Annotated in this window: 24 protein-coding genes; 12 read left to right on the plus strand and 12 right to left on the minus strand. The window is 67.3% G+C overall.

Annotation, left to right across the window (positions count from 1 at the left end; all coding sequences use genetic code 11):
* Nucleotides 1-9: 9 nt before the first annotated feature.
* The 3 genes from G3545_RS26730 to G3545_RS26740 are packed head-to-tail and all read left to right on the plus strand — an operon-like array spanning nt 10 to nt 2,616.
* Nucleotides 10-858: an ABC transporter permease gene (locus G3545_RS26730; RefSeq protein WP_170017335.1), complete on the plus strand. Its 849-nt coding sequence runs from the start codon at nt 10-12 to the stop codon at nt 856-858.
* Nucleotides 834-1,571: an ABC transporter ATP-binding protein gene (locus G3545_RS26735; protein WP_170017336.1), complete on the plus strand. Its 738-nt coding sequence runs from the start codon at nt 834-836 to the stop codon at nt 1,569-1,571. Before G3545_RS26730 ends, G3545_RS26735 begins: the two co-directional genes overlap by 25 nt.
* Nucleotides 1,572-1,596: 25 nt before the next feature.
* The gene (locus G3545_RS26740; protein ID WP_170017337.1) at nt 1,597-2,616 is read left to right on the plus strand and encodes an ABC transporter substrate-binding protein; all 1,020 of its coding nucleotides are present in this window, start codon (nt 1,597-1,599) and stop codon (nt 2,614-2,616) included.
* A 10-nt stretch (nt 2,617-2,626) separates the two neighbouring features.
* On the opposite strand, the gene G3545_RS26745 is transcribed toward G3545_RS26740, so the two are convergent.
* A complete protein-coding gene (locus G3545_RS26745; RefSeq protein WP_170017338.1) occupies nt 2,627-3,301 on the minus strand; it encodes an HAD family hydrolase in 675 nt (224 codons plus the stop codon).
* A gap of 330 nt (nt 3,302-3,631) precedes the next feature.
* On the opposite strand from G3545_RS26745, the gene G3545_RS26750 reads away from it, so the two are divergent.
* The 3 genes from G3545_RS26750 to G3545_RS26760 are packed head-to-tail and all read left to right on the plus strand — an operon-like array spanning nt 3,632 to nt 6,736.
* A complete protein-coding gene (locus G3545_RS26750) occupies nt 3,632-5,146 on the plus strand; it encodes a tripartite tricarboxylate transporter permease (RefSeq protein ID WP_170017339.1) in 1,515 nt (504 codons plus the stop codon).
* The gene (locus tag G3545_RS26755) at nt 5,143-5,673 is read left to right on the plus strand and encodes a tripartite tricarboxylate transporter TctB family protein (RefSeq protein ID WP_170017340.1); all 531 of its coding nucleotides are present in this window, start codon (nt 5,143-5,145) and stop codon (nt 5,671-5,673) included. The genes G3545_RS26750 and G3545_RS26755 overlap by 4 nt, the downstream gene beginning before the upstream one ends.
* Nucleotides 5,674-5,728: 55 nt before the next feature.
* A complete protein-coding gene (locus G3545_RS26760) occupies nt 5,729-6,736 on the plus strand; it encodes a tripartite tricarboxylate transporter substrate-binding protein (protein WP_170017341.1) in 1,008 nt (335 codons plus the stop codon).
* A gap of 191 nt (nt 6,737-6,927) precedes the next feature.
* Here G3545_RS26760 and G3545_RS26765 read toward each other — a convergent pair whose 3' ends face one another.
* Nucleotides 6,928-7,968: a zinc-binding alcohol dehydrogenase family protein gene (locus tag G3545_RS26765; RefSeq protein WP_170017342.1), complete on the minus strand. Its 1,041-nt coding sequence runs from the start codon at nt 7,966-7,968 to the stop codon at nt 6,928-6,930.
* 257 nt (nt 7,969-8,225) lie between these two features.
* On the opposite strand from G3545_RS26765, the gene G3545_RS26770 reads away from it, so the two are divergent.
* The 4 genes from G3545_RS26770 to G3545_RS26785 all read left to right on the plus strand — a co-directional run bounded on the left by G3545_RS26770 (nt 8,226) and on the right by G3545_RS26785 (nt 11,337).
* Nucleotides 8,226-9,119, plus strand: coding sequence for a dioxygenase (locus G3545_RS26770; RefSeq protein ID WP_170017343.1), 894 nt, complete (start codon nt 8,226-8,228; stop codon nt 9,117-9,119).
* A 29-nt stretch (nt 9,120-9,148) separates the two neighbouring features.
* Entirely contained in the window at nt 9,149-9,925 is a 777-nt protein-coding gene (locus G3545_RS26775; RefSeq protein ID WP_170017344.1) for an SDR family oxidoreductase, read from the plus strand.
* A gap of 151 nt (nt 9,926-10,076) precedes the next feature.
* Nucleotides 10,077-10,988 (plus strand): 3-keto-5-aminohexanoate cleavage protein, encoded by a 912-nt coding sequence (locus G3545_RS26780; protein WP_170017345.1) that lies wholly within the window; start codon nt 10,077-10,079, stop codon nt 10,986-10,988.
* Between the two features lie 13 nt (nt 10,989-11,001).
* Nucleotides 11,002-11,337: a cupin domain-containing protein gene (locus tag G3545_RS26785; protein ID WP_170017346.1), complete on the plus strand. Its 336-nt coding sequence runs from the start codon at nt 11,002-11,004 to the stop codon at nt 11,335-11,337.
* A 155-nt stretch (nt 11,338-11,492) separates the two neighbouring features.
* Here the strand turns inward: G3545_RS26785 and G3545_RS26790 are convergent, their stop codons facing one another.
* From G3545_RS26790 to G3545_RS26815, 6 genes are all read right to left on the minus strand, one after another.
* On the minus strand, nt 11,493-12,512 hold the full coding sequence (locus G3545_RS26790; RefSeq protein ID WP_170017347.1) for an amidohydrolase family protein: 1,020 nt from the start codon (nt 12,510-12,512) through the stop codon (nt 11,493-11,495).
* 116 nt (nt 12,513-12,628) lie between these two features.
* Nucleotides 12,629-13,708: an alpha/beta fold hydrolase gene (locus tag G3545_RS26795; RefSeq protein ID WP_170017348.1), complete on the minus strand. Its 1,080-nt coding sequence runs from the start codon at nt 13,706-13,708 to the stop codon at nt 12,629-12,631.
* Nucleotides 13,705-15,012 carry a M24 family metallopeptidase gene (locus G3545_RS26800; RefSeq protein WP_170017349.1) on the minus strand — a complete coding sequence of 436 codons (1,308 nt, stop codon included), beginning with the start codon at nt 15,010-15,012 and terminating at the stop codon, nt 13,705-13,707. Before G3545_RS26800 ends, G3545_RS26795 begins: the two co-directional genes overlap by 4 nt.
* Nucleotides 15,013-15,016: 4 nt before the next feature.
* Nucleotides 15,017-16,054, minus strand: coding sequence for an ABC transporter substrate-binding protein (locus tag G3545_RS26805; protein ID WP_170017350.1), 1,038 nt, complete (start codon nt 16,052-16,054; stop codon nt 15,017-15,019).
* A gap of 100 nt (nt 16,055-16,154) precedes the next feature.
* Entirely contained in the window at nt 16,155-17,006 is an 852-nt protein-coding gene (locus G3545_RS26810; RefSeq protein WP_246702948.1) for an ABC transporter permease, read from the minus strand.
* A gap of 2 nt (nt 17,007-17,008) precedes the next feature.
* On the minus strand, nt 17,009-17,809 hold the full coding sequence (locus G3545_RS26815; protein WP_170017352.1) for an ABC transporter ATP-binding protein: 801 nt from the start codon (nt 17,807-17,809) through the stop codon (nt 17,009-17,011).
* Nucleotides 17,810-18,026: 217 nt separating this feature from the next.
* Between G3545_RS26815 and G3545_RS26820 the strand changes: the two genes are divergently transcribed.
* Entirely contained in the window at nt 18,027-20,378 is a 2,352-nt protein-coding gene (locus G3545_RS26820; protein WP_170017353.1) for a xanthine dehydrogenase family protein molybdopterin-binding subunit, read from the plus strand.
* Here the strand turns inward: G3545_RS26820 and G3545_RS26825 are convergent.
* The gene (locus tag G3545_RS26825; RefSeq protein WP_170017354.1) at nt 20,320-21,426 is read right to left on the minus strand and encodes a LacI family DNA-binding transcriptional regulator; all 1,107 of its coding nucleotides are present in this window, start codon (nt 21,424-21,426) and stop codon (nt 20,320-20,322) included. The genes G3545_RS26820 and G3545_RS26825 overlap by 59 nt on opposite strands.
* Nucleotides 21,427-21,537: 111 nt before the next feature.
* Here G3545_RS26825 and G3545_RS26830 point away from each other — a divergent pair, with 111 nt between their 5' ends.
* Entirely contained in the window at nt 21,538-21,951 is a 414-nt protein-coding gene (locus G3545_RS26830) for a hypothetical protein (protein WP_170017355.1), read from the plus strand.
* Here G3545_RS26830 and G3545_RS26835 read toward each other — a convergent pair.
* The 3 genes from G3545_RS26835 to G3545_RS26845 are packed head-to-tail and all read right to left on the minus strand — an operon-like array spanning nt 21,948 to nt 25,710.
* Nucleotides 21,948-24,242, minus strand: coding sequence for a xanthine dehydrogenase family protein molybdopterin-binding subunit (locus tag G3545_RS26835; RefSeq protein WP_170017356.1), 2,295 nt, complete (start codon nt 24,240-24,242; stop codon nt 21,948-21,950). The two genes, G3545_RS26830 and G3545_RS26835, sit on opposite strands and share 4 nt — an antisense overlap.
* Nucleotides 24,239-25,222 (minus strand): xanthine dehydrogenase family protein subunit M, encoded by a 984-nt coding sequence (locus G3545_RS26840; RefSeq protein ID WP_170017357.1) that lies wholly within the window; start codon nt 25,220-25,222, stop codon nt 24,239-24,241. Before G3545_RS26840 ends, G3545_RS26835 begins: the two co-directional genes overlap by 4 nt.
* Entirely contained in the window at nt 25,219-25,710 is a 492-nt protein-coding gene (locus G3545_RS26845; protein ID WP_170017358.1) for a (2Fe-2S)-binding protein, read from the minus strand. The genes G3545_RS26840 and G3545_RS26845 overlap by 4 nt, the downstream gene beginning before the upstream one ends.
* Nucleotides 25,711-25,878 lie beyond the last annotated feature (168 nt).

Raw genomic sequence — 25,878 nt, forward strand, 5'->3', positions numbered from 1 at the left:
GAGACGCATATGAGCCTGATCTCAACCTTAGGGCCGGCAAAGCCTGCCGTCCGGCATGTCGAAGCCGCGCCGGACGGCCAGTCCGTCAGCCTGCTGCCCAAGCCGCCGCTGCCGGCGCAACGGCTGCTCGGGCCGGCGCTGGTGCTGCTGCTGTGGTACGTCGCCTCGGGCGCCGGCTGGATCTCGCCGGCGAAGATGCCGGCGCCGGGCACGGTGGTGACGGCGCTGTTCGAAATGATCGGCAATGGGGCGCTTGCCAGCGATGTGCTCGCCTCGCTGCACCGGGCGGGGCTGGGGCTCGCCATCGGTATCGTCGGCGGTTTCTCGCTGGCGGTGATCGCGGGGCTGACGCGGCTGGGCGATGCGCTGATCGACGGCGTCGTGCAGGTCAAGCGCTCCATCCCCAACCTTGCTTTGATCCCGCTCTTCATCATCTGGCTCGGCATCGGCGAACCGATGAAGATCGCCATCATCGCGCTCGGCACGCTGGTGCCGATCTACATCAACACCCATGCGGCGCTGCGCGGAATCGACCGGCGCTTCGTCGAGCTCGGCCAGACGGTCGGCCTTTCGCACTACCGCTTCCTGCGCCACATCGTGTTCCCGGCCTCGCTGCCCGGCTTCTTCACCGGGCTGCGCATGGCGGTGACGCATTCCTGGACCGCGCTGGTGGTGGTCGAAACCATCAATGCCACCAGCGGCATCGGCTTCATGATCACCCAGGCGCGCATCTATGGGCAGACCGACGTCGTGCTGGTCGGCCTGCTGCTTTATGGCGTGCTCGGCTTCAGCTCGGATGCGCTGGTCCGCGCCCTGGAACGGAGGGCCCTGTCATGGCGTCAGTCGCTCGCGCAGTGATCCCGCCCGCGGCGTCCGCCGCGGTGCGCATCGCCGGCCTTCGCCGCGGCTTCGACGGCCGCACCGTGCTCGCCGGTATCGACATCGAAGTTGCGAAGGGCGAGTTCGTCGCGCTGCTCGGGCGCAGCGGTTCGGGCAAGAGCACCATATTGCGCGCGGTCGCCGGGCTCGATGTCGATGCCGGGGTCGAGGGCAGCGGCACTATCGAGGTGCCGGCCCGCCGTGCCGTGCTGTTCCAGGATTCCCGGCTGCTGCCCTGGGCCCGCGTGATCGACAATGTGGTTCTCGGCTCCTATGAGCCGGATTCCTGGCGCCGCGCCAAAGCTGCGCTGGGCGAGGTCGGGCTCTCCGGCTATGAGCGCAAATGGCCGAAGACGCTGTCGGGCGGCGAACAGCAGCGCGTCGCGCTCGCCCGCTCGCTGGTGCGCGATCCCGAACTCATCCTTGCCGACGAGCCGTTCAGCGCGCTCGACGCGCTGACCCGGCTGCGCATGCAGCGCCTGCTGCTCCAGCTGTGCGAACGCCACGGCCCCGCCGTGCTGTTCGTCACCCACGATGTCGAGGAAGCGCTCCGGCTCGCCGACCGCGTCATCGTCCTCGCCGACGGCCGGATCGTCCATGACCGGCCCATCATCGGCGTGCGGGACAGCGCGGCGCGCTTCGACGCAGCCCGAGACGAGATACTGGGGCGCCTCGGCGTCTCGCAGGATTGACCGTATTCATCAAGGCATTAGCACCATGACACTCAAGCATTTTCTCGCCCGTGCGGCAGCGTTCGCCGCGCTTGCCCTCGCACCTGTCGCCGCCGCCGCCGAGCCGGCGCAGATCCCGGTCAGCGTGCCCAAGGGCATCAAGCTGGTGCTTGCGGACGACGCCAATTATGTCGCGAGCCTGCTGCGGCTGTCCGGCGAACAGGCAAAGCTCGCAGCGGACGTCACCTACGCCAATTTCAGCAGCGGTCCGTTGCGGCTTGAGGCGATCCGCGCCGGCGCGGCGCAGATCGGCGCGGTGGGGGATGTGCCCCCGATCCTCGCGCACTTCTCCGGCGCCGGCGTCGTCATCATCGGCGCGGTCATCACCTCCGGCCCGGGCAACCTGATCACCACGGCGCCGGGATCGAAGATCGAGACGCTCAAGGACCTCAAGGGCAAGCGCATCGGCATCAATGTCGGCACCGCGCAGCAGGCCACCGTGCTGCGCAATCTGAAGGCCTCCGGCATTGCCATCGCCGATGTGCAGCCGATCAATCTCGGGCTCGCCGAGTTCGCCGACGCGCTGCGGGCCGGACAGATCGATGCCGCGGTGCTGAAGCAGCCGGACCGCGCCCGCTATCTCGTCTCGGTGGACGGGCAGGGCGCCAAGGCGATCGACAACGCTCCTGGTACGGCCACCAATATCAAGTATCTCTATGCCAGCCTCACCGCCTTGCAGGATCCGGCGCAGGCCGCGGCGATCCGCGATTTCGTGGTGCACTGGTATCGCGCGCATCTGTGGAAGAACGCAAGCAAGGCGCTCTGGATCAGCGACTATCTGGTGAAGGACCAGAGGCTCAACGCCGCCGACGCCGGGCTGGTGTGGGAGAGCGAGGGCGATGCCACCTCCATTCCCGGCCTCGCGAAGCTGGTGCCGGTGCAGCAGGACACCATCGACCTCTTGCAGGCGGCCGGCCAGTTCAAGGGCAAGACCCTCAAGGCCGAGGACGAGTTCGACCTGCGCTACCAGGACCTGACCGACCGCTCGCCGGCGGCGAACGATTAGCTTTTTTCGATCAGCGGCGGCCGCCGACCTCGTCGAGATGCGCGAGCAAATCGGCGGGGTCGTCGAACACGCGATAGGCGCCGGCGGCCTGAAGTTCCGCGGCGCCATAGCCTCCGGACAGCAGACCGATGCCCAGCGCCCGGCAGCGCACCGCCGCCAGCATGTCCCAGATGCTGTCGCCGACCACGACCGAGTTCTCGATCGGGACCTTGAGGCGCGCTGCCGCGGCAAGGAACAGGTCCGGGTCCGGCTTGGCGTATTTGACGAGGTCCCGGGTCACGACCGGGACCTGCGCGGGGTCGACTCCGAGCGCGGCGAGATTGGGCGCTGCGGTCTCCATCCGGCCGCTGGTGGCGATGGCCCAGGCGATGCCGTTCTCGGTCAAGGCGGCGAGCAACTCGCGCGCACCCGGCAGGGGGCGGACGCTTGCCACGTGGCGCTTGTAGGCTTCCGCGTGCAACTGCCGTAGCCGCTCGATCCGGCTCTCGCTGATTTCGAGCCCGGTCTCGCGCAGCAACTGGTTGGTGAACAGCCCGCCGCTCATGCCGATCTTGCGGTGGATGCGCCACACCGACAGTTCGATGCCCTCGGCATCGAGTGCCTCCTTCCAGGCGGAGACATGCTGATAGACGCTGTCGACCAGCGTGCCATCGAGATCGAACAGGAAGCTGGTGTCGATGCGCATGGATATCCCTCGTGTCGCCGCGCCAATCTCTCCTACGAACCGCGCCCGGTCCAGAAGGTTGCTGCGGGCCCGATTGGCCCCGGACAATGTGTCGTCGGCGATTAACGTCGCCGATTGACAGTTCCGTGATTGCGTGTCTCTTTATGCAAACGATTGCGTGACGGCTGTGGGGCCGCGTTGTCGCGCGTGTCTGTCGATGCCGGGGTTGCAATAGTCTCCAGAGCTGACCCGCGTTTCAAGGCTGATCGTTGCCGGTGATGAAGCAATGTCTTCGTCCGTTCTAGTTGTATAAAAGAAAAATAAAACAATAGCCTGCAAGGGAAGGAAAGAATGCTCTCAGCAGTCGTCGACGGCCTCACCGCCCTCATGACGCCGCAAGCCATATTGTTCATGGTGGTCGGGGTCGTCTATGGCATCGCGGTCGGTATCGTGCCGGGGCTTGGCGGCATCGTCGCCATGGCGCTGTTGCTGCCCTTCATCTATGGCCACGAGCCCGCGGCGACACTGGCGCTGCTGATCGGCTGCCACATCGCCACCATCTGGGGCAGTTCGGTCACCAGTATTCTATTCAATGTCCCCGGCTCGGCGAAGAGCCTCGCGCTCACCTTCGACGGCTATCCCATGACCCAGCAAGGTCATGCCAGCCGCGCGCTCGGTGCTTCCGCCACAGCGGCACTGCTCGGCGGCGTGATCGGCGCGGTGTTCCTCGCCATCAGCATTCCCATCGTCCGGCCGGTGATGCTGGCACTCGGTCCCAGCGAATATCTCGTCATGGCGCTGTGGGGCCTCACCGTCATCGCCACCTTCAGCGACGGCTCGCTCCTGAAGGGGCTGATCGCCACCGCGCTCGGCGTCAGCCTCGCCTTTGTCGGCATGGATCCGGTGACGGCGACGCCGCGCTACACCTTCGGCACCTTGTTCCTGCTCGACGGCATCTCCTTCCCGGTGGCGATGATCGGCATGTTCGCCATCGGCGAGATGATCAAGCTCTATGTGCGCGGCGGCGCCATCATCACCCGCGATGTCGGCCAGCTGAACAGCACCACGATGGACGGGGTGCGGGACGTGTTCCAGCATAAATGGCTGGTGTTCCGCTCCAGCCTGCTCGGCCTGTGGATCGGCGTACTGCCGGGTATCGGCGCCAGCGTCGGCGGCATCGCCGCCTATGCGCAAGCGGTGCAGACCTCGCGCACGCCGGAGAAATTCGGCACCGGCACGGTGGAGGGCGTCATCGCCCCGGACGCCACGCTCGGCGCCAATGAGGGCGGCGGATTGCTGCCGACGCTCGCGCTCGGCATTCCCGGCGGCGAGAGCATGGCGATCCTGCTCATCGCCTTCGTCGCGCTCGGCATCGTGCCCGGGCCGCAAATGCTGACCGAGCATCTCGACGTGGTGTTCAGCCTGGTCTGGATCATCGTCATCGCCAGCGCACTGACCACCGCCATCGGGCTGGTGCTCTCCGGCTATCTGGCGCGGCTACCCGGGCTCAACCCGAAGCTCATCATCCCGCTGGTGATGTCGATCTCGCTGGTCGGCGCCTATGCCACGCGCGGCCAGATGGGCGATGTCTTCGTCGCCGGCATCTTCGGCGTGCTCGGCTACTTCATGATCAAGTACAATTATTCCCGCGCGAACCTCGTCATCGGCATGGTGCTCGCCGGGATGATCGAGCGCACGCTGCATCTCTCGATCAGCAATTATGGCGACTACTTCATCTTCGAGCGGCCGGTCGCGCTGATCATGCTCATCATCATGATCGTCACCACCGCGCTGCCCTTCATCCGCAGCGCGCGCAAACGTCGGGCGCTCAATGGCAAGCTCAGCACCGACGGAGCCGCGTCATGAGCCGTCGCGCACAGGAAAACATCGCCGTCGTCCTGCTCATCGCGCTGTTCGCGGCGATGATCGTGATCGGCATGGACTACACGCCGCGGGCGCGGCTGGTGTCGTTCCCGGTGGCGGTGATCGGGCTTGGGCTGGCGCTGGCCCAACTCGCCTGGCAGAACTTCCGCTCTGCCGACGATCTCCATGTGGATGCGCTGCAGATCCTTGCCGGGCGCAGCGAGAAGGCCATGGAGGAGACAAATGCGCCGAGGCCCAAGGCGCCGAAGGGGGGCGGCTTCACGGCGGAGCTGGCGGCGTTCGCCATCGTCGCGGCGGTGACCACCTCGTTCTTCGTGTTCGGGGCGCTGCCGACCACTTTCGTGTTCTGCACCGCCTATCTCGCCTGGAGCCGCCAGAGTTCGTGGCTGCGCGCCGCCCTGATCGCGGCGGTGGTCACGCTCGCCATCTGGTTCCTGTTCGGCGAGGTGCTGGGCATACGCATCGACCGCAGCCTGGTGGGGCCGATGCTCCACCGGATGATGAACTGAAGCCCTGAAGAATAACGCGCCCGAAGGCGCACCAATCACCCGATGGGAGGACTGAATGAAGCGCCTTGCCTTTGCGTTGCTGGCGGCTTGCGCCGGCTTTATCGCGGCCCCGACAGCTCCGGCGCGCGCCGCGGGCTATGAGGGGCAGGTGGTCACCGTCATCGTGCCGCACGGCCCCAGCGGGCCGATGAACCAGTATGCCCGCATGATCGCGCCCTATCTCGCCAAGCATCTCAAGGCGAAGGATGTGCGCATCGACAACCAGCCCGGCGCCGGCACGCTGAAGGGCACCAACCTGTTGTGGAACGCCGATCCGGACGGGCTGACCATCGCCTTCACCAGCATCGCCACGCCGATCCTCGCCATGCTCGCGGACAGCCCCGGCGTGCGCTTCGACGCTGCCAAGTTCGTCTATCTCGGCCGCGTCTCCTATGAGCCGCGCCAGCTCTATGTCGGCGGTCAGTCGAAGATCGGTTCGGTCGCGGACATCGTGAAGCTCGGCCGGCCGTTCGTGTATCCCGCGCAGGGCACGGACGAGGATTTCTACACCATGTCCATGCTGTCGGACGCGCTCGATTTCAAGATGAAGATCGTCACCGGCTATGAGGGCATCGCCGACGCGACGCTCGCCATCATGAAGGGCGAGGCCGACGGCTACATGGCCTCGCCGCCGGCGGTGCGCGCCTCGCTGAAGTCCGGCGACCTGCGCCCGATCCTGACTATCCTCGACCAGCGGCTGCCGGACTTCCCTGATGTCCCGACCATCTTCGAGACGGTGAAGGATCCGAAGGCGGTGGAGATGGCCAAGACCATCATGACCATCCAGTCGCTGCACCGCACCTTCTTCGGTCCGCCGGAGATGGACCCGAAGATGGTCGAGGCGATGCGCAAGGCCATCGGCGAGACGCTGGCCGATCCGGAGCTGATCGCGCAGGCCGCCAAGATGGGCTTCCCGCTCAGCTTTGCCGATGGCGCCGTCATGCAGGAGCGGGTCGCCACCGTGATCGCCGCGAGCCAGACGCTGAAGCCGATCCTGAAGGCGGCGCTGGCCTCGATCAAATAGGCAGCCGGGCCTCTATCAACGCGTCATGGCCGGCCTTGTGCCGGCCATCTCGGCCTCTGATGCACTGCCAGGAATCGAGATCCCCGGCCAAAGCCGAGGCCATAGCCTCGGCGTCTATCGAGAGACGGCGACCGGAGGTCGCCTTTCGCCGGGGATGACGGCGTTCGGTATCGACGACGGCGTTCAGTATTTCACGGCCGCAGCACGATGCGGTCGCGCGAGCTGTTCCACACTTGGGCATAGGCCTGCGCCGCATCGTCCAGCGAATAGGTGGCGCCGGCCTGTACCGGGAAGGCCTTCAGCTCGCCGGTCTCGAAGCCGGGCCGCAGCGCGTCCAGTATCTTGCCGCAGGCGACACCGTTGAGCGCCAGGCTGTCGATGCCGATGAAGTGGTGGCGGCCGCGGAAGAAGCGGAAGATGTCGAACGGCACGGCGCGGTCGATGGTGGAGATGAAGATCTGTCGGGCCTCCGGCGCCATGGCGGCGCAGGCGGCCTCGAAATAGGGGCTGCCGACGGTGTTGAACACGATGTCGGCACCATGCCCGCCGGTGCGCTCGCGCACGGTGGCGGCGATGTCCTGGCTCGAGGCGTCGATCATCTCGACCGGGCCAGTGGCGTGGCCCATATAGGGCTCGGCGGTGCGCTCGACGGCGAAGACGCGGGCGCCGGCGCGGGTAGCGAGCTGCACCACCGCCTGGCCGACCTTGCCATTGCCGCCCAGCACCAGCACCACGTCGGTGGGCTTCACGCCGCCGGCGGTCTGCAGGCCCTCATAAGCGGTGATGAACGGCACGCCGATGGCGCCGGCCTCGTCGAGCGTGATGGTCGAGGGCTTCTCGAAGATCTCATCGGCGGAGACCACCAGATATTTGGTGTGGGTGCCGTCACGGCGGATGCCGAGTTCTCCCGAGCTGCCCCAGACCTCGCGACCGACAAGATGGGCCGGCCCCTCCAGCACCACCCCGGCATAGTCGCGGCCCGGCGTGCGCGGCCAGATCGCGTAGGGCATATGGCCAAGCGCAGCCTTGACGTCGCTCATATTGACGCCCGAGGCCTTCACCTCGACCAGGCACTGGCCGGGCGCCGGCACCGGGATCGCTACCGGCTCGACGGAAGGCGCCAGCGCCTCGACGCCGTCGGCCTTGCCGTGCAGGCGCAACGCCGGACCCGTGCTGGCGGTGCCGTTGCGCACGCCGGTCGATGAGATGCCGTCGAGAGTTGTGTCTGTCATCGCCGATCCTCGTTGCTGGATTCTGGCTATCACAAGGTCAAGTGTTGTGCAATCGTTTGCGTAACATGTTCGACCAAAGCCATGATGCTCGTTCCCGGGCTTTGCCCGCCGGCGTGAGATGCGCGTCGGAAGGGCCCTGCGAACGTTTGCCGCTTGATTTCATGCAAACGATTGCGTAACAGTCAAGCCAAGGATTCAAGCCAAGCAATCTGGCGACGCAGAAACAAGCCGGCCAGCGAGAAACGAGGAGGCGTCCGTTGATCATCGACAGCGAAGCCAGCGTTACCGGCGCCGTCCTGGACGCCATGGCGGCGGCGCCGAATGAGCGGCTGCGCGAGGTCATGGCGGCGTTGGTCAAGCACGCCCACGCGTTCGCCCGCGAGGTGCAATTGACCGAGGAGGAGTTCGATATCGGCATCGACTTCCTCAACCGCATCGGCCAGGCGACCAACGACGCCCACAACGAGGCCATCCTGTTCTCCGACGCGATAGGCTTCTCGACGCTGGTCTGCCTGCTGAACAATGGCCAGCACGGCGCCTCCGAGACTGCCTCGGCGCTGCTTGGGCCGTTCTGGCGGATGAATTCGCCGGTCACCGCCAATGGCGGCTCCATCGTCCGCTCGCAGACGCCGGGCCCGGTGCTGTTCGCCGATTGCCGCATCGCCGATCCGCTGGGCCGCCCGCTGGCCGGCGTCGAGGTCGATGTCTGGCAGGCCTCTCCGGTCGGCATGTACGAGAACCAGGACGAGACGCAGGCCGACATGAACCTGCGTGGCAAGTTCACCACCGACGCGGAGGGCCGCTTCTGGTTCCGCTCGGTGAAACCGGCCGGCTATCCGGTGCCGACCGGCGGCCCGGTGGGCGACATGCTGCGCGCGCAGCGCCGGCATCCCTACCGGCCGGCGCACCTGCATTTCCTCGCCTTCAAGCCGGGCTGGAAGACGCTGATCACCCAGGTGTTCGTCGATGATGACGAGCGGCTGGAGACCGACGTGGTGTTCGGCGTCACCAGGCACCTGATCGGCAATTACCGCAAACGTACCGGCGAGGCGCCGCCGGAGCCGGACATCAGTGGCGACTGGTACTCGCTGAACTATGACTTCGTCATGGAGCCCGGCGAGGCCAAGCTGCCGAACCCACCGATCAAGTAATTGCACCCACACTTACTCTGCAGAGCGCCATGACCGAACCGAGCCCGAGCTATCCCAAATCGCTGAAGAACAAGGTTGCGCTGGTCCTGGGCGGGGCGGGCGGCATCGGCGCCGTTGCCAGCCGGATGCTGGCGGAGGCCGGCGCCACCATCGTGGTCACGCATCGGCCGAATGCGGAAGCGGCGGAAACCGCGGCGGCCTTGGTCGCCGGGCTGCCGGGGGAGGGGCATTCGGCTTTTCCCTCCGACATCACCGATACGCCGTCGCTCGTCGCGGTGCGCGATCGCATCACCGAGCGCTTTGGCCGGCTGGACATTCTCGTCAACGCCGTGGGCTTCACCAAGCCGGTTCCGCACGCCGCGCTGGACCAACTCGACGACGAACTGATCGACCGCATGTTCCAGGTGAACTGGCGCGGCGCGTTCGCCGCGGTGCGCACCTTCGCGCCGCTCTTGAAGGCGTCGGGCGACGGGCTGGTGGTGTCGATCTCCTCGATCTCGGCCTTCACCGCGGTCGGTTCCTCGATCGCCTATTGCGCGGCCAAGGCCGGCATCGACGTGATGACCAAGGCGCTCGCCCGCGCGCTGGCGCCGGAGGTCCGGGTGCTGGCGGTCTCGCCCGGCGTGGTCGATACCGAATTCGTGCCGGGCCGCGGCGCCGATTTCAACGACAAGGTCGCCAACACCACGCCACTCAGGCGGATCGCCCGGCCGGAAGACATCGCCGCCGGCATCCTCGCCTGCGCCACCCATCTCGGCTTTTCCACCGGCACGACGATCATCGTCGATGGCGGCCGGTCGCTTTGAAGAAGCAAACCCCGTCATCCTGAGGTGCGAGCGTAGCGAGCCTCGAAGGATGTTGAAGCAGAAGACGGCCATCTGGGATGAGCATCCTTCGAGGCTCGCTAGGCGAGCACCTCAGGATGACGTCGCGAAAAGATAGTAGGGAGAGAGACACATGCGGCAGCCTCGGGACAAGGTCTTCATCACCTGTGCCGTCACCGGCAATCTGACGACGCCTGACCAGACGCCGCATCTGCCGATCACGCCCGAGCAGATCGTCGAGGCGTGCGTCGGCGCGGCGGACGCGGGTGCAGCCATCGCCCACATCCATGTGCGCGATCCCGCGACCGGCCGGCCGTCGATGGAACTCGACTATTATCGCGAAGTGTTCGAGGCGCTGCGCGCGAAGAAGCCGGACCTCATCATCAATCTGACCACCGGCCCCGGCGGGCGCTTCATTCCCTCGCAGGACGATCCCAAGGTGGCGGCGCCCGGTTCCACGCTGACGCTGCCGGAGAAGCGGGTCGAGCACATCGCCGCGCTCAAGCCGGACGTCTGCACGCTCGATCTCAACACCATGAATTCCGGCCCGGATGTGGTGATCAACACCCCCGCCAATGTGCGCCGCATGGCCAAGGTGATGCGCGAATCCGGCGTACGGCCGGAGATCGAGCTGTTCGATTCCGGCGACATCGCGCTGCTGCATGCGCTGCTCGCCGACGGCACGCTCGAGGGCCCGCAGCTCTGCTCCTGCGTGCTCGGCGTGCGCTACGGCTTCCAGCCTAGCCCGGAGACCGTGCTCTATGCCCGCAACCTGCTGCCGGCGGGTTCGGAATTCACCGCCTTCGGCATCGGCCGCAACATGTTCACCACGGCGGCGCAATCCTATCTCGCCGGTGGCCATGTGCGGGTCGGGCTGGAGGATTCGGTCTATCTCGCGAAGGGTGTGCTGGCCGAGACCAATGCGGCGATGGTGGAGAAGGTCCGCCGCATCGTCGAGGATCTCGGTGCGCAGATCGCCACCTCCAGGGAGGCCCGCGAGATGCTGTCGCTCCCCGAGCCGCGCAACGCGGCGCGGGCGGCCTGAGCGGGGACGCGAGATGGACATCACCCGCTTCGACGCCGCGCCTGCCTATCAGGCGCCGGGCCACACCGACATGCACATGCTGCGGCTGCAAGGCCGCGAAGCCGGCCCGTCGGATACGATGTGGCTCGGCGTCAGCCACATATTGCCGGGCGGCGGCACCACGCTTGACGCGTCGGGCGTGGAGAAAATGTATGTGGTGCTGGACGGCGAAGTGACGATCTCGAACGGCAGCGAGACGGTGACGCTCAAGCCGTGGGATTCCTGCCGCATCGCCCCGCACGAGGGCCGGCAGCTCTCCAACCGCACCAACCGCATCGCGACGGTGCTGCTCTGCATGCCTTTGGCGTGAGCATCTGATTTGGGTCGGCCTCCTCCCCCTTAGATGTCATCCCGGACAGCCGTCAGGCTGATCCGGGATCGTAGGAAGGTGTTGCGCGGGACTTCACGCGATCCCGGCTCTCCGCTTCGCTACGGCCGGTATGACGTCTGGTGGGGGAGGGTGCCTCACCCGGTCGCGGTCGTCTCGAACATCCGCCGAAACCCATCCGACAGCACGAGCGCTTCCTTCACCGCGCCCAGCCCGGCCGCGCGCACCGTTTCGACCAGATCCGGATCGGCCATGTCGAACGGATAGTCGCTGCCGAGGAACACATGGTCCGCCCCGGCCTGGCCGACCAGATAGGCGAGTGCCGGCGCCGAGTGAGTGACGGTGTCGAAATAGAGCCGGCTGAAGGATTCCTCGACCGAGCCGATCATGCGCGCCTTGGCCTCCGGGCGCACCAGCCGGCCGCGGATGAGGCGGCCGACATTGTACGGCAGCAGGCCGCCGCCATGGACCAGGCAGATACGCAGGCCGGGAAAGCGCTCCAGCACGCCGCCGAAGATCAGCCGCGCGCCGGCGACCGTGGTCTGCAGCGGGTTCTGGATGAGGTTGTTGAGATAATAGTCGGCGAAGCCGCCGGCCGGCGGCTCCAGCGGCGGATGGATCAGGATGAAGGCACCGAGTGCCTCCGCCACCTGCCAGAACGGATCGAGCGAGGGATCGTCGAGAAAGATGTCCTTGCCCACCGAGGTGCCGATCTCGACGCCTAACAGGCCGAGCGGACCCATCGCATCGCGCAGCACCTCGATGGCGAGCGTAGGGAATTGCAGCGGCGCGGTGCCGATGCCGGCATAACGGTCCGGTGCGGCCGCGCAGATCGCCGCGATCTCGGCGTTCACGGCGCGATGGAACCAGTCCGCGTCGGCCTCGCCAAGCGAGTAGTCGCAGAGCGCGATCCAGGGCGAGAGCAATTGCGAGTTGACGCCCTGTTCCGCCATGGTGCGCTCGCGGATGTCGAGCGAGACCATGCCGGGCAGCAGCGGCATGCGCGAGGGCTTGCCGGCAAGAGTGACGCGGATGCCATCCTCACTTCTGCTCGCCGCATAGCCGGCGCGCTCGCCGGCCTCGAACCGGGCAATGAGCCCTTCCGGCACGATATGGGCATGGATGTCGATCGGGCCGGGACGCAGGCGAAGGCTCATGGAGATTCCTCATGGTCCGCAGCCGTCATCCCCGGGGCTTGCCCCGGGGATTCACGGTCTTCACGAACGTTCGTGGATGGCCGGGACAAGCCCGGCCATGACAGTGAGAGGGTAGCTCACGCTTTCAGGTGCGAGCCGATCCAGTCGGCGACCAGCGGGCGCCAGGCGAAGGGCATGTTGTTGCAGACGTGATTGCCGTCCGGAAACATGCGCAACTGCTTGCCCGGATGCGGGATCTCGCTGAACAGCCGCTCGGCTTGCTCCTTGGGGATCAGCCGGTCCTTCTCGCCGAAGATCACCATGAACGGCATCTCGATGGCGCGCGCGGCGTCGCGCAGTGTCAGTTCAGCCGCTCGCGCCGCTGCCGTCTCTTCATCCGGCGAATGGCTGCGCAGCTTGAAGGCCTGCCGCGAGATCAGCGGCATGGTGCGGAATTCCTCGCCGAAATCATAAGGCCCGCCGGACGCGGCGGCGCAGGAGAGTCGCTTCTCGTAAGCCGCAGCGCGGGCGGCGTAGTAGCCGCCCATGCTGATGCCGATGGTGCCGACGCGGCTGCCATCGACATCGTCCCGCGCTTCGAGGAAATCGATGACGGCGCCGACCACCTTCTCGAAGGCCGGCTCGATCGGCAGTGTCTCCGCCTCGCCCTGGCCGGGGCCGTCGAAGGTGAGAGTGGCCATGCCGCGGGCATGGAACAGCGGCTCGAAGCTGTTCATCTCCTCCTTGACGGAATCCAGCCCGCAAATGATCAGCGCCACCGGCGGACGCGCAACGCCTTGCGGGCGGCGCAGATAGCCGGGGAGCAGCGTGCCCTGATAGGGGATGCCGACCGCCTCGGCCGGCGGGGCGAGGCCGGCGAGCGCCATGCGATAATTGGCAGCGGTCGCCGCATTGGCGCGGGCATATTGCTCCATGTCGTCGAAGAAGACGAACTTGCCGAAATGGTGGCAGATCGCGGCCCGCACATAGGCTTCCGTCGCCGAGGGAACACTGCCGCGCCCTTCGGCCTCGCGGGCGAGTTGCTCGTGCTTCTCGGCGGTGCGCGACCATTCCGCGCTCCAGTCGCGCCAACGCGTGATGCGCGCCGTCGTGGTCTGGAAATCGTTGTAGTCGATGCCGTTGGCGATCAGCCGCGGCGCCCAGTGGGCGATGGCGTCACGGACATTCTTGTCGACGATGGGGGCGGCTTCGTTCATGGCTTCACCACGGTCAGCTCGATCGGCCATTCATCGACGCATTCCTTGCCGGTCTCGGTGACGATGAAGGTGTGGCCGACGAACATGCCGAGCATGCCGTCGGCGGTGATCGGGTTCGGCTCGGGCATCAGCACCATGCCCGGCTTCATGATCTCCTCGAACGGCTCGACATCGATGTGGTCGGCGAAGACGTGCGGGCCGTCTGAGACGAAGTCGATGCCATGCACATGGATCGGCCGGGACTGCATGCCATTCTCGCGGAAGAACTGGCCGGCGATGCGCAGGCCGTCGACCGGCTTGCCGGGTCCTACAGCCTCGATCATCTTGAGATAGCCGGGCTCGGCGATCTCGTCCCAGAAGCGGCGGACATAAGCCGGCGGCTCGCCGAGGCAGATCGGCTGGCCGATCTGCGCGCTGTAGCCGCGATAGCCGGCGGCAAGCTCCATCAGCACGATGTCGCCGGTCTCCAGCTGCCGGCTGGAGGGGCGCGGATTGCCGAACACCTGCGCCGGGTCGGCCATCGGGGTCGAGCCGATGATCAGGAAGTCGATGTCGCCATTGCCTTCGAGGATGGCGGCGCCGGCGGCGGCGCGCAGCTGATACTCGGTGACGCCCGGCCTCATGCGCTCGGCGATCGCCTGCATGGCATTGGTGCAGAGCTTGCCGGCGTGGCGGACGCAGTCGAGCTCTTCCTCACTGTGCACCGAGAGCAGCTCGTGCATGATGCCCTTGGTGAAGACGAGTTCGGCCTCGGGCAGCTTCTCGCGCAGCGTGTTGTACTGGTTCACCGGCATGTAGTCGCCGTGCCGGGGATCGATCTCCATCAGGCCGATGCGCCCGCGCTCGAGCCCAAGCTCGCGCAGCCGGTCGACCATGACCTCGCCGAACTTGCCGCCCCGGCTGGAGCGCACGTCCGACAGCGCGTTGGCGGTCTCGCGCCGCACCGCCTCGCTGTGGGTGCCGCCCATGGAGTAGATCAGCGTCGGTTCGCCCTCGCGCGGGAACACCACGTAATTGGCGAGCGCGTGCCACTCCCAATGGCCGGACAGCCACAGCATGCCGCCGCCGAAGCTCCAGTGGCTAGGGCCGCCGGCGGCGATCACCGCGTCGAGCCCGAGCTCCTGCATCTTCGCCCGCAGCGCGGCGCGGCGGCGGGCATATTCCGCCGGCGAGAACTGCTCGTAGCGCGCCTCCCGGTAATAGGGCGTGCCGCGCATGGCGTTGAAGGATGGACCATGGTCCAGGCGGGTGCGCAGCTCCTCCCAGGGGAGGGAGGAGCCGGCGCGCGGTGCGGGGGCGTTCATGGTTTCAGAGCGAGCAGTTGTTGATGGTCACCGGTCCGCCGGCCTTCTTCACCGCTTCCTCGGCGATGGAGACGTCGACCAGCTGCTCGAAGGTCAGCTTGCGCTCGGCCGGGATGTCGCCGGCGTCGACGCTGTTCTTGATGGCCCATTCGGCACGGGCCTTGTCGAAGCCGGTGTTGACCGCCCAGACGCAGTTCTTGGTGAGGTCGCCCCAGGCGAACTCCACCGCATCCTGCGGCTTCTCGGTCGCCTTCATCATGATCGGGACCACCTTGTCGCGGTCCTTGTAGATGGTGCGGTTGGCTTCGATCATCGCCGCCATGGCGTCGACCAACAGCGGGCGCTGGCTGGCGATCATGCTGTCGGCGGCGCCGTACATGTTGAAGACCCAGTTCGGCATCTTCTGGCCGAGCACGGAGAGCACGTGCAGGGACGGCTTCTGCTGCTCGCCGAGGAACACATCCTCGGGGTGCAGCGACACGCCGTCGAGCTGGCCGGCGATCAGGCCGGGCAGGCGGCCGGCGAGGCCCTGCGAGACGAACTGCGCGTCATCCACCGTCAGATTGGCGTCGGTGAGCAGGACGCGGCCCATGCGCCAGTTGAAGCCGCCGACACCGCCGCCGGCGGCGCTGAGACGCTTGCCCTTGAGGTCGGCCGGGGTCTTGATCGCCTCGACCACGACATAGGATTGCGGCAGGCGCGGCGCGAAGCCCCAGATCTGCTTGGCCTTCATGCCGGCGCCGACCATGACGTCGGTGACGTTGGCGATCAGCTTGCCCTGCTGCAGCGCGGACATCAGCGCCGCGGAGGCGCCGCCCTCGAACGGGGTGATGGTGGCGTTGATGCAGTATTTGTCGAACAGCCCGAGATCCTTGGCGACCCACGGCGTGGTGTGCACCACGTTCGGCGGCACCACCGAGACGCCGATGTTCAGGTCGCGCTTGCCGTTCGGGCAGTCCGCCGCCTGCGCGCCCGCGCCGGCGGCGAGCATGAGACCGCAGGCGAGCGCCGCAGCCAGGGTAGGCTTCGTCACGTTCCTCATGGTTTCCTCCTTCGCGCTCGATTGTTCGAGTCGCACTTGTTGCCGGGGGGCACATACGCAAGCGCGGCGCCGGGGGCGCCGCGCGTATCGGGCTGTGGGACTAGTCGCGGTTGGCGTTGGTCCAGGGCGCCACCTTCTTCTCCAAGAGGCGCAGCAGCGAGGTCGACAGCACGCCGAGGATGCCGAGCGTGACGATCGGAACGAACATGCGGTCGATCTGGAAGGTGGAGGCGGTGCGCACGATCAGGTAGCCGATGCCGGAGATGGCGGTGTAGAGGTCCGCCAGCACCATGCCGATCAGGCCGCGACCGACCGCGAGGCGCAGGCCGGTGACGATGAAGGGCAGCGCCGCCGGGATGATGATGTTGCCCCAGAGCTGGCGCTCCGAGCAGCGGAACGCCTTGCCGACTTCCAGCAGCTTGTGGTCGACATTCTTGACGCCCTGATAGGTGTTGATCACCAGCGGGAAGAAGGCGAACAGGAACAGGATGATCACCTTCGCCGTCATGTCGTAGCCGGCCCACAGCACGATCAGCGGCACCAGCGCGACCGTCGGCGTGGAGTAGAGGAAGGTGATGTACATGTCGAAGGCGGCATCGAGCACCCGGTAGCGGGCGAGCGCGAGGCCGATGGTGATGCCGGCGACCGAGGCGAGCACCAGCCCGTAGATGAAGACCAGCAGGCTCGGCGCCAGATACTGCCAGAGCTCGCCGCTGGCGATCATCTTCACCGCGGCCTTGGCGACAGCAATCGGCGTGGTGAACAGGATCGGATCGATGTTGGAGCCGACGATCTGCCAGAGCGTCAGCACCACCACCAGCGAGATGGCGCGGATCATGATGACCTGCATGCCCTCGCGGCGGCGGCGCTTCTCGGAAGCCGCCTTCACCCGGGCCTGGTCGTCGGCGATGCTCGCCTGGTCGGCGGCGTTGGGGAGGCTTTGTATCGTCATGCTCACGCTGCGACCTCCGCTTTCTTCGCGCGCTCGGGGCGAAGCTCGTTCCAGATGTGCTCACGCAGCTCGGTGAAGCGGCGATCGGCGCGGATGGCGTCGACGTCGCGCGGCCAGCCGAACGGCATGTCGAGGATTTCGCTGATGCGGCCGGGGCGGGCGCTCATCACCGCGATGCGGTCGCCGAGGATGATGGCCTCGTCGATCGAATGGGTGATGAAGACCATGGTCTTGCGCTCGTCCGGGCGATCCATCAGCGCGAGCAACTCTTCCTGGAGGACCTCGCGGGTCTGCGCGTCGAGCGCCGCGAAGGGCTCGTCCATCAGCATCACCGAGGGGTTCATCGCCAAGGCCCGCACCAGTCCGACGCGCTGCTGCATGCCGCCGGAGAGCTGGTAGGGATAGTGCTTCTCGAAGCCGGACAGCCCAGCGAGTTCGAGATAGTGGCTGACGCGTTCCTTGATGACCGCCGCCGGCGTGTGGGCCATGGCGAGGCCGAAGGCGGCATTGTCCCACACCGTCTTCCACGGCAGCAGGCCGAAATGCTGGAATACCGTGGCGACGCCGTCCGGCGGGCCGTTGATCGGCTTGCCATGGACCAGCAGGCGGCCGTCGCTGATGTCGGTGAGGCCGGCGATGCAGCGCAGGAAGGTGGTCTTGCCGCAGCCCGAGGGGCCGACGATGCACAAGATCTCCTGTCGCTTCACCTCCAGCGTGAGCCGGCGGAAGGCGACGACGGTGCCGTCGACGAACAGCTTGCTGGCATTGTCCGCCTGGATGGCGACATTATTCGGTTCAGTCATTGGCGTCCCCTCCACTGCGACCTTGGCGACCGTCTTGTGCGAACGTTTGCATGGTTGAGGAGCTTGCTGTTTTCGTCAACTGAAAAAAGCGCTAGCGGACCTCATGGCGCGGTTTTATCCCGCGTATCAAAGTTTCTTGCAAACGTTCGCATGACGTTGCTACCCTCGCGGACCAACCGCCAGGGCGCAAGATCGCGGCATGCTTGATAAGAGCCAAATGAGCGCGGGGCCAGTGGATGCGGGGCTGCAACATTCGGCGCCGAAGGGCGACGACCGGCTGATCCGCGGCGCCGGCTGCTTCAGCGACGACCTCGTGCTGCCCGGCCGGCTCCATGCCTGTTTCGTGCGCTCGCCGCATGCCCATGCGCGCGTCGTCGCCGTCGATATCGAGGCGGCGCGCGCGCTGGCCGGTGTGGTCGCTGTCCTCACTGCCGCCGACATGAAGGCTTTGAGGATCGGCAATGTCTCGGTGCCGCAGATCATCACCGGGCGGGGAGGGGCGAAGCTTATCGTGCCGCATCGCCCGGCCTTGGCTTCGGATCGGGTGATGCATGTCGGCCAGCCGGTGGCGCTGGTGCTGGCAACGACGCTGCGCGAGGCGGAGGAGGCGGCGCTTGCCGTCGAGGTCGACTATGACGCGCTGCCCGCCGTCGCCGATGCGGCAGCCGCCTTGCAGCCCGATGCGCCGCAGCTCTGGCCGGAAGCACCCGGCAATCTTGCCGTCGACTATGTCGCGCCGTCCGGCGATCCGGCGCTGGCGCGTGAGATCGAAGCGGCCTTCGCCGCGGCCGTTCACCGGGTACGCATCGAACTCGTCCATCAGCGCGTCTCCCACGCGCCGATGGAACCGCGCGCAGTGACCGCGCTGTTCGAAGCCGAGGGCGAGACCTATGTGCTCCATGCCGGCTCGCAGGGCGCGGGGGCGCTGAGCGGCCAGCTCGCCGCGGTGCTCGGCGTCACCCCGGCGAAGATCCGCGTCGAGACCCGCGATGTCGGTGGCAGCTTCGGCATGAAGACCCATGCCTATCCGGAATATGCCGCGCTGCTCGCGAGCGCTCGCCTGCTCGGTCGGCCAGTGCACTGGGTGTCGACGCGCTCGGAAGCCTTCATGAGCGACAATCAGGGCCGCGACCATCGCGGCGCGGCGGAGCTTGCGCTGGCTGCCGACGGCCGCTTCCTGGCGCTGCGCACGCAGAGCATCGTGGCGCTGGGGGCATTCGTGAGCGCGGCCGGCGCGCATATCGCCTGCAATAATTTCACCCGCTGCCTGCCGGGCATGTATGCGATTCCCATGGTGCTCGCCGAGGTGAAGTGCGCCTTCACCAACACCTTGCCGACCGGCCCCTATCGCGGGGCGGGAAGGCCCGAGGCCAATTACCTCATGGAACGGCTGGTCGATGCGGCGGCGGTGCAGAGCGGCATCGATCCGATCGAGCTCAGGCGGCGCAACCTGATCGCGGCCGAGGCGATGCCGGTGAAGACCGCGCTCGGCAATCTCTATGACAGCGGCGAGTTCGAAGCGGTGCTCGACGAGGCGCTGAGCGCCGGCGACTATCGCGGCTTTCCCGCCCGCCGCGCGGCGGCGCTGGAGCGCGGGCGGCTGCGCGGCATCGGCATCTCGTGCTTCCTCGAACATGCCGGCGGCAGCCCTGTCGAAGGCGTGGTGTTCGATTTCAAGGAGCCCGGCACGCTAACCGTCCTGCTCGGCGTCCATGCCACCGGCCAGCAGCATGCCGCGGTGTTCGCCCGGCTCGCCGCCGAGCGGCTGGGCCTGCCGGAGGAGTGCGTCCGGGTGCGTTCCGGCCGCTCCGACACCGGTATTCGCGGCGGCCCGACGGTCGCCTCGCGCAGCGCCATGGCAGCGGGCTCGGCGATCGTGCGCGCGGCGGAAGAGCTGGTGGCGAAGGCGCGGCGGCTCGGCGCGCTGGCACTCGATGCGCGGGAGGAAGACATCCTCTGGCAGGACGGCCATCTATTGGTGGCCGGCACCAATCGCAGCATCTGGCTGTTCGATCTCGCCGAAGAGGCGCGCGAGCGTTCCAAGCGCGGCGAGTGGCCGGAGACGCTCGACCTCAAGGTAGAGGTCGAGATCGCGCAATCCTACCCGAACGGCTGCCATGTCGCCGAGGTCGAGATCGATCCCGAGACCGGCCATGTCCAGGTGGTGGACTACACCGCGGTCGATGATTGCGGCGTGGTGCTGGACCATCATCTCGCCGAGGGCCAGGTGATCGGCGGCCTTGCTCAGGGCCTCGGCCAGGCGCTGCTGGAGCGCTTCGTCTATGACGAGGACGGGCAGATTGTCACCGGCTCCTTCACGGATTACGCCATGCCGCGGGCGAGCGACATGCCCGCCATCCGCTCCTCGTTCCACCCGGTTGCCTGCCGCACCAATCCGCTCGGCGTGAAGGGTGTCGGCGAGGCCGGGACCACGGCGGCGATCGCCGCGATCATGAACGCCATCGCCGACGCGATACCTGGCGGGCGGGGGCGGGATTTGCAGATGCCGGCTACACCGGAGAAAGTCTGGCGGGCGTGCCGGGGCGACGGGCCGGGCTCTTGCCCTTGACCGGCTTGCGGTTCGCCCCGCGCGGAGACACAGCCTGCGTCGAGCCGCGGATGATCATCTGCACCGGCAGCACCAGATGCCGCGCCACGCGCTCGCCGGGCGGGCTCGACAGCGCCTCCAGCAACAGTTCGGCGGCGGCATGGCCGGCCTTGTGCTGTTCAACGCGGATGGTGGTGAGCGGCGGCAGCAGCCGGTCGGCGAGCGGCATGTCGTTATAGCCGGTCACCGACACGTCCTCCGGGCACGACAGGCCGTGGCGGCGCAGCGCGGAGATCGCGCCGATGGCGATCAGGTCGTTGGCGCAGACGATGGCGGTGAAGGCGACATCGCGCGCCAGCAATTCCTCGGCGCAGCGCTCGCCGGCGCTTTCGTTGAAGGTGTCGGCCACAGCGACGAGATTGGCATCGGGCTCCAGCCCGAGCGCGGCGCGGCCTTCCTCGAAGGCGAGGTAGCGGTCGCGGCCGGTGGAGAGATCCTGCGGGCCGGCAATATAGGCGATCTGCCGGTGGCCGAGCCCGACCAGGTGGTTCAGGATGCGCGAGGTGCCGTCGCGCTCGTCATGCACCACCGAAGGGGTGCCGGGATCGTCGACGCGGCGATTGACGGTGACCATCGGCACGCCCTCCGCCGCCAACCGGTCCACCACCGTGTCGCGCGCCTTGACGCTGGCCAGCAGCAGGCCCTCGACGCCGCGCGCCCGCATGGTCTCGATGATCTCTTCCTCGCGCTGCGGGCTGCCGTCGGTATTGCCGAGGATGGCGACGTAGTTCTGCTGCGCCAGCGCGTCCTCGGCGCCGCGGATGATCGGCGGGAACACCGGATTGGTGATGTCGGGCACGATGATGCCGACGGTGCGGCTGCGATTGGTCTTCAGCGAATAGGCGGCGGCGTTCGGCCGGTAAGCCAGCTGCTCGCTGAGCTTGAGGATGTGGGTGACGACTTCCGGCGTGATCAGGTGGCGGGTCTTGGGATCAAGCGCCCGGGAGACGGTGGAGACATGCACCCCGGCCGCTGCGGCGACGTCGCGCAAGGTGACGCGCTTTTTCATTCATCGACTCCGCTACCACTGCGGAGCATCATAATGTTTCATGCAAACGTTGCACAACGGCAAAAGGCGAGGCCGGTCATGCAGCGAACTCACCATGCGGGCAAGCCATACTTGAGCGGCGCTCTGGCAAAGCTTTGGCTCGGCTTCACCTTTGCCATGGCTTTTGCTTTGGCATCGCCAGCGGGCTTCGCGCTGGAGGCGCGACTTCCCGTCAACGCCGTGCCGGTCGGCACCATGGATGAGCTCGGCAAGGCACTGTTCGCCTGCTGGGCGCCCCCAGTCGGGACGGAAGGATCGGAGATCACTTTCCGCTTCGGCCTGACCGCGAAGGGCGAGTTGCGCGGCAAGCCGCTCGCCAGCTATTCCGTGCTCACCGGCTCCAAGGAGAGGCAGCGCGCCTTTGTCGAGGCTGCGCTCCTCGCCTTGAGCCGGTGCACGCCGGTGCGCATGACCGAGCAATTCGCCCGCGTCGCCGCCTCGCGGGTGCTGATCCTGCGCTTCGTCTCGGGTGAGCGTCGCGCCTAGATCAATTTCTCCAGCGTGATCGGCAGGTCGCGTACGCGCTTGCCGGTCGCGTGGAAGACCGCATTGGCGATAGCCGGGGCGACGCCGACAATGCCGAGCTCGCCGACACCCTTGCCGCCGAGCACCGAGGCATGGGTGTCCGGCACGCCGACCGAGATCACCTGGAGGTCGGGCACGTCGGCATTGGTGGCGATCAGGTAGTCGCCGAGATTGTCGTTGATGATCCGGGCGTGGCGCGGATCGATCAGGCCTTCTTCCAGCAGCGCCATGCCGATGCCCATGATGATGCCGCCCTTCCATTGGCTTTCGGCGAGACGGGGATTGTAGAGCCGGCCGGAATCGAGCGCGGAGACCATGCGCGAGACCCTGACCGTGCCGAAATCCTCGTCCACCCGCACCTCGACGAAATGGACGCACCAGCTGTGCATCGAATAGTCGCCGTCGGTCGGCGCGCGCATGGTCGAGATGGTCGAGAAGTTGCGGAAGTGGTCCTCCGGCTTCAGGCCGTTCTCGGCCAGCGTGTCGCGCAGGCTCTCGATCTTGTCGCGGCCGAGCTGGCGCAGCAACGCCGCGATGGACAGGCGGGGACCGTCGCCGCGCGGCGAGGCGATCTCGCCATTCTCTATGCTGAGCGTATTCGCCTGCAGGTTGCGGAACGGCGAGGCCGGGTCGTTGATGGCAAGGCCGATCAGTTCGTCGCGCGCGGAGAGCGCTGCCTTGTGCACGGCCCCAGTCAACAGGTTGGCGAGCTGCGAGCCGCCGGCGACCGGGGCGCCGGGCAGCTCGGAATCGCCGAGCCGCACCGCGACCTGGCTGATCGGCACGCCGAGCGCCTCCGCTGCGGTCTGTGCGAGGATAGTGTAGGTGCCCTGGCCCATATCGATGCCGCTGCTCAGCACCTCGACGCTACCGTCGGCGAGGATGCGCACCAGCGCTTCGCCGGCGGTGCGGCGCACCGGATAGGTGCCGGCGGCGACGCCCCAGCCGATGAGCTGGCGGCCATCGCGCATGGAGCGCGGCGCGGGCGAGCGCTTCGCCCAGCCGAACACTTCGCCCGCCTTGGCATAGGCCTCTCGCAGCGGACGGGTGGACCAGGGCTTGTGGGCTTCCTGGTCCTCCTCGGCATAGTTTATGAGGCGGATCTCCACCGGATCGATGCCAAGCTCAAAGGCCAGCTCGTCGATGGCGCACTCGATGCCGAAGGCGCTCGGATTCTCGCCGGGTGCGCGCAGGGCACCGGGCGTTACCGAGTTGACCGGCACCGCGTTCTGCCGCGAGCTGAAGTTCGGCGTCGCATACATGATCGAGGTGACGACGCTGAGCGGCTCGACCCACATGCCGTCGACCGAGGTCTCATTGGCACCGCTCTGCACGATGGAGGTGAGCTTGCCCTCCGGCGTGGCGCCGAGCTTGAGGGTCTGCCGCGTCGCCGCCCGGCCGCCGATGAGGGCGAAGGTCTGCGGTCGCGTCATGGCGAGCTTGACCGGGCGATCCAGCAGCTTCGCCACCATGGTGGCGATAGCGCCATAGGCCAGCACCAGCGCCTTGGAGCCGAAGCCGCCGCCGATGAAGGGCGAGATCATCCGCACCTTGTCGTAGGGGATGCCGTACCACTCGGCATAAGTCCGGGCCATGCCGTTGATCCACTGGCTGGGCTCCCAGATGGTGAGCTCATCGCCCGTCCAGCGGGCGACGATGCCGTGCGGCTCGATGGTGGTGTGGTATTCGCGCGGCGTCGTATAGGTCGCCTCGATCTTCACCGGCGCCGCCTCAAACGCCTTCGCGGCCTCGCCCCATTCGATGCTGCGCGGCGGCAGCTCGATGCCGTGGCCGGCATTGGGATCATCGAGCCCGTAGATCGCCGGCGCCTCCTCGTAGTCGATGGCGAGGAGGGCGGCGGCCGCGGTCGCCTGCTCGAAGGTCTCTGCGGCCACGGCTGCGATGTGCTGGCCGACGAAAGCGACGTCACGGACCAGCGCCCGATACGGCCCATCGGGGCCGGGCGTGCCCAGCCACGTCGAGGCGGAATTGAGCTCCAGCTGGTTGTCGGGCGTCAGCACCAAAAGAACGCCCGGAGCGGCCTTGGCGGCGGCGGTGTCGATCTTCGTGACTCGGCCCGATGCCTTGGTGCTGCCGACCAGCACGACATGGCAGAGGTTCTCCGGATGGTTCTCCAGCGCATAGGTGGCCTCGCCGCGGATCTTGGCTTCGCCGTCGATCCGCATGAGCCGCCCGCCGAGGGCGCCGTCCGACGCATCGCCATGCTTGGAACGGAACTGGTGAACGCTCATGCCACGCCTCCCACGGCCAGGATGGCGCGCGCGACGACGCGAGGCGCCAGATCGATCTTGTAGGCATTGTCGCCGCGAGCGATGGCGCCCTCGACGGCGAGGCGGCTGGCCTCCTTGACGCGGGCTTCTTCCAGCGGCTGGCCACGCAGCGCGCATTCGACAGCGCGGGCACGCCACGGGCGGGTGGCGACGCCGCCGAGCGCGACGCGCAGCTCACGGATGGTGCGGCCGTCCGCTTCCAGTTCGAGGCCGACGGCAGCGCTCGCCGCGGCGAACTCATAGGACTGGCGGTCGCGCACCTTCAGATAGGTCGAGCGCCTTGCCGCTGGCGTGGCGGGGAGGCTGACGGCGGTAATCAGCTCGCCCGGCTCCAGCGCGGTCTCGCGGTGCGGCGTGGTGCCGGGCAGCGGGAAGAAATCCTCGACCAGGATGCTGCGGCCGCTGGTGTGGATGACCGCATCGAGTGCCATCAGCGCCACGGCAAGATCGCCGGGATAGGTAGCGATGCAGGCGTCGCTGGTGCCGAGCACGGCGTGGTTGCGGGTGACGCCGCCGAGCGCGGCGCAGCCCGAGCCGGGATTGCGCTTGTTGCAGGCGGGGAAAGCGGCGGGATCGCGGAAGTAGGCGCAGCGGGTGCGCTGCATCAGATTGCCGCCGATCGTCGCCATGTTGCGGACCTGCGGCGAGGCGGCCAGCGCCAGCGCTTCCGCGATCGCCGGATATTGCGCCCGGATCGCCGCATGATCGGCGACGTGGCTCATCTTCGCGAGGGCGCCGATACGGGCGCCGCGATCATCGACCCGGATGGTGTCGAGACCGCCGAGCCTTGTGATGTCGACCACCGTGTCCGGCTCGGCCACGCCGCATTTGGCGAGGTCGAGCAGCGTGGTGCCGCCGGCGAGCAGCGCATGAGCGGGCAGGGCGGCCTGGACCCTGGCCTCGTCGATCGAGGTGGCGCGGGCGTAGGAGAAGTTCCTCATCGTGCGGCCTCCGTCGCGTGATGTGCGGCCGCCTGGCGAACTGCCGCGACGATGTGCGGATAGGCGCCGCAGCGGCAGAGATTGCCGGCCATGTATTCGCGGATCTCGGCGTCGGAGCCGGCATGGCCCTCGCGGATGCAGGCGACGGCCGACATGATCTGGCCGGGCGTGCAGTAGCCGCACTGGAAGGCATCATTCTCCAGGAATGCCGCCTGCACCGGATGCAGATCGGCGCCGGGCGCGGACAGGCCCTCGATGGTGGTGACAGCGCGGCCTTCGACCTGCGCAGCGAGCGTGAGGCAGGCAAGCATGCGCTCGCCGTCGACATGGACGGTGCAGGCGCCGCACTGGCCCTGGTCGCACCCCTTCTTGGTGCCGGTGAGATCCAGATGGTCGCGAAGCGCGTCGAGCAAGGTGACGCGCGGCTCGACCTTCAACGTGCGCATCTGCCCGTTGATGTCGAGCTGCAGGCTAACGGAATCAGTCATCTTCCGTCCTCTTTGGGGTGGCGGCGTGAGGCTGGTGCCAGGCCGGGCAGGCAAACCGCCCTGAGGTCAGGCGTGACAGGGCGAACGCGCAATGCGATAAGCAAGGGAGGCTCTCCTAACCGGAGGTGCCTCCGTTTTGCTAATTTAGAAAGCCTACAGGCCGGGTTC

Origin of the sequence: Starkeya sp. ORNL1, from assembly GCF_012971745.1 — a bacterium.
Lineage (GTDB): Bacteria > Pseudomonadota > Alphaproteobacteria > Rhizobiales > Xanthobacteraceae > Ancylobacter.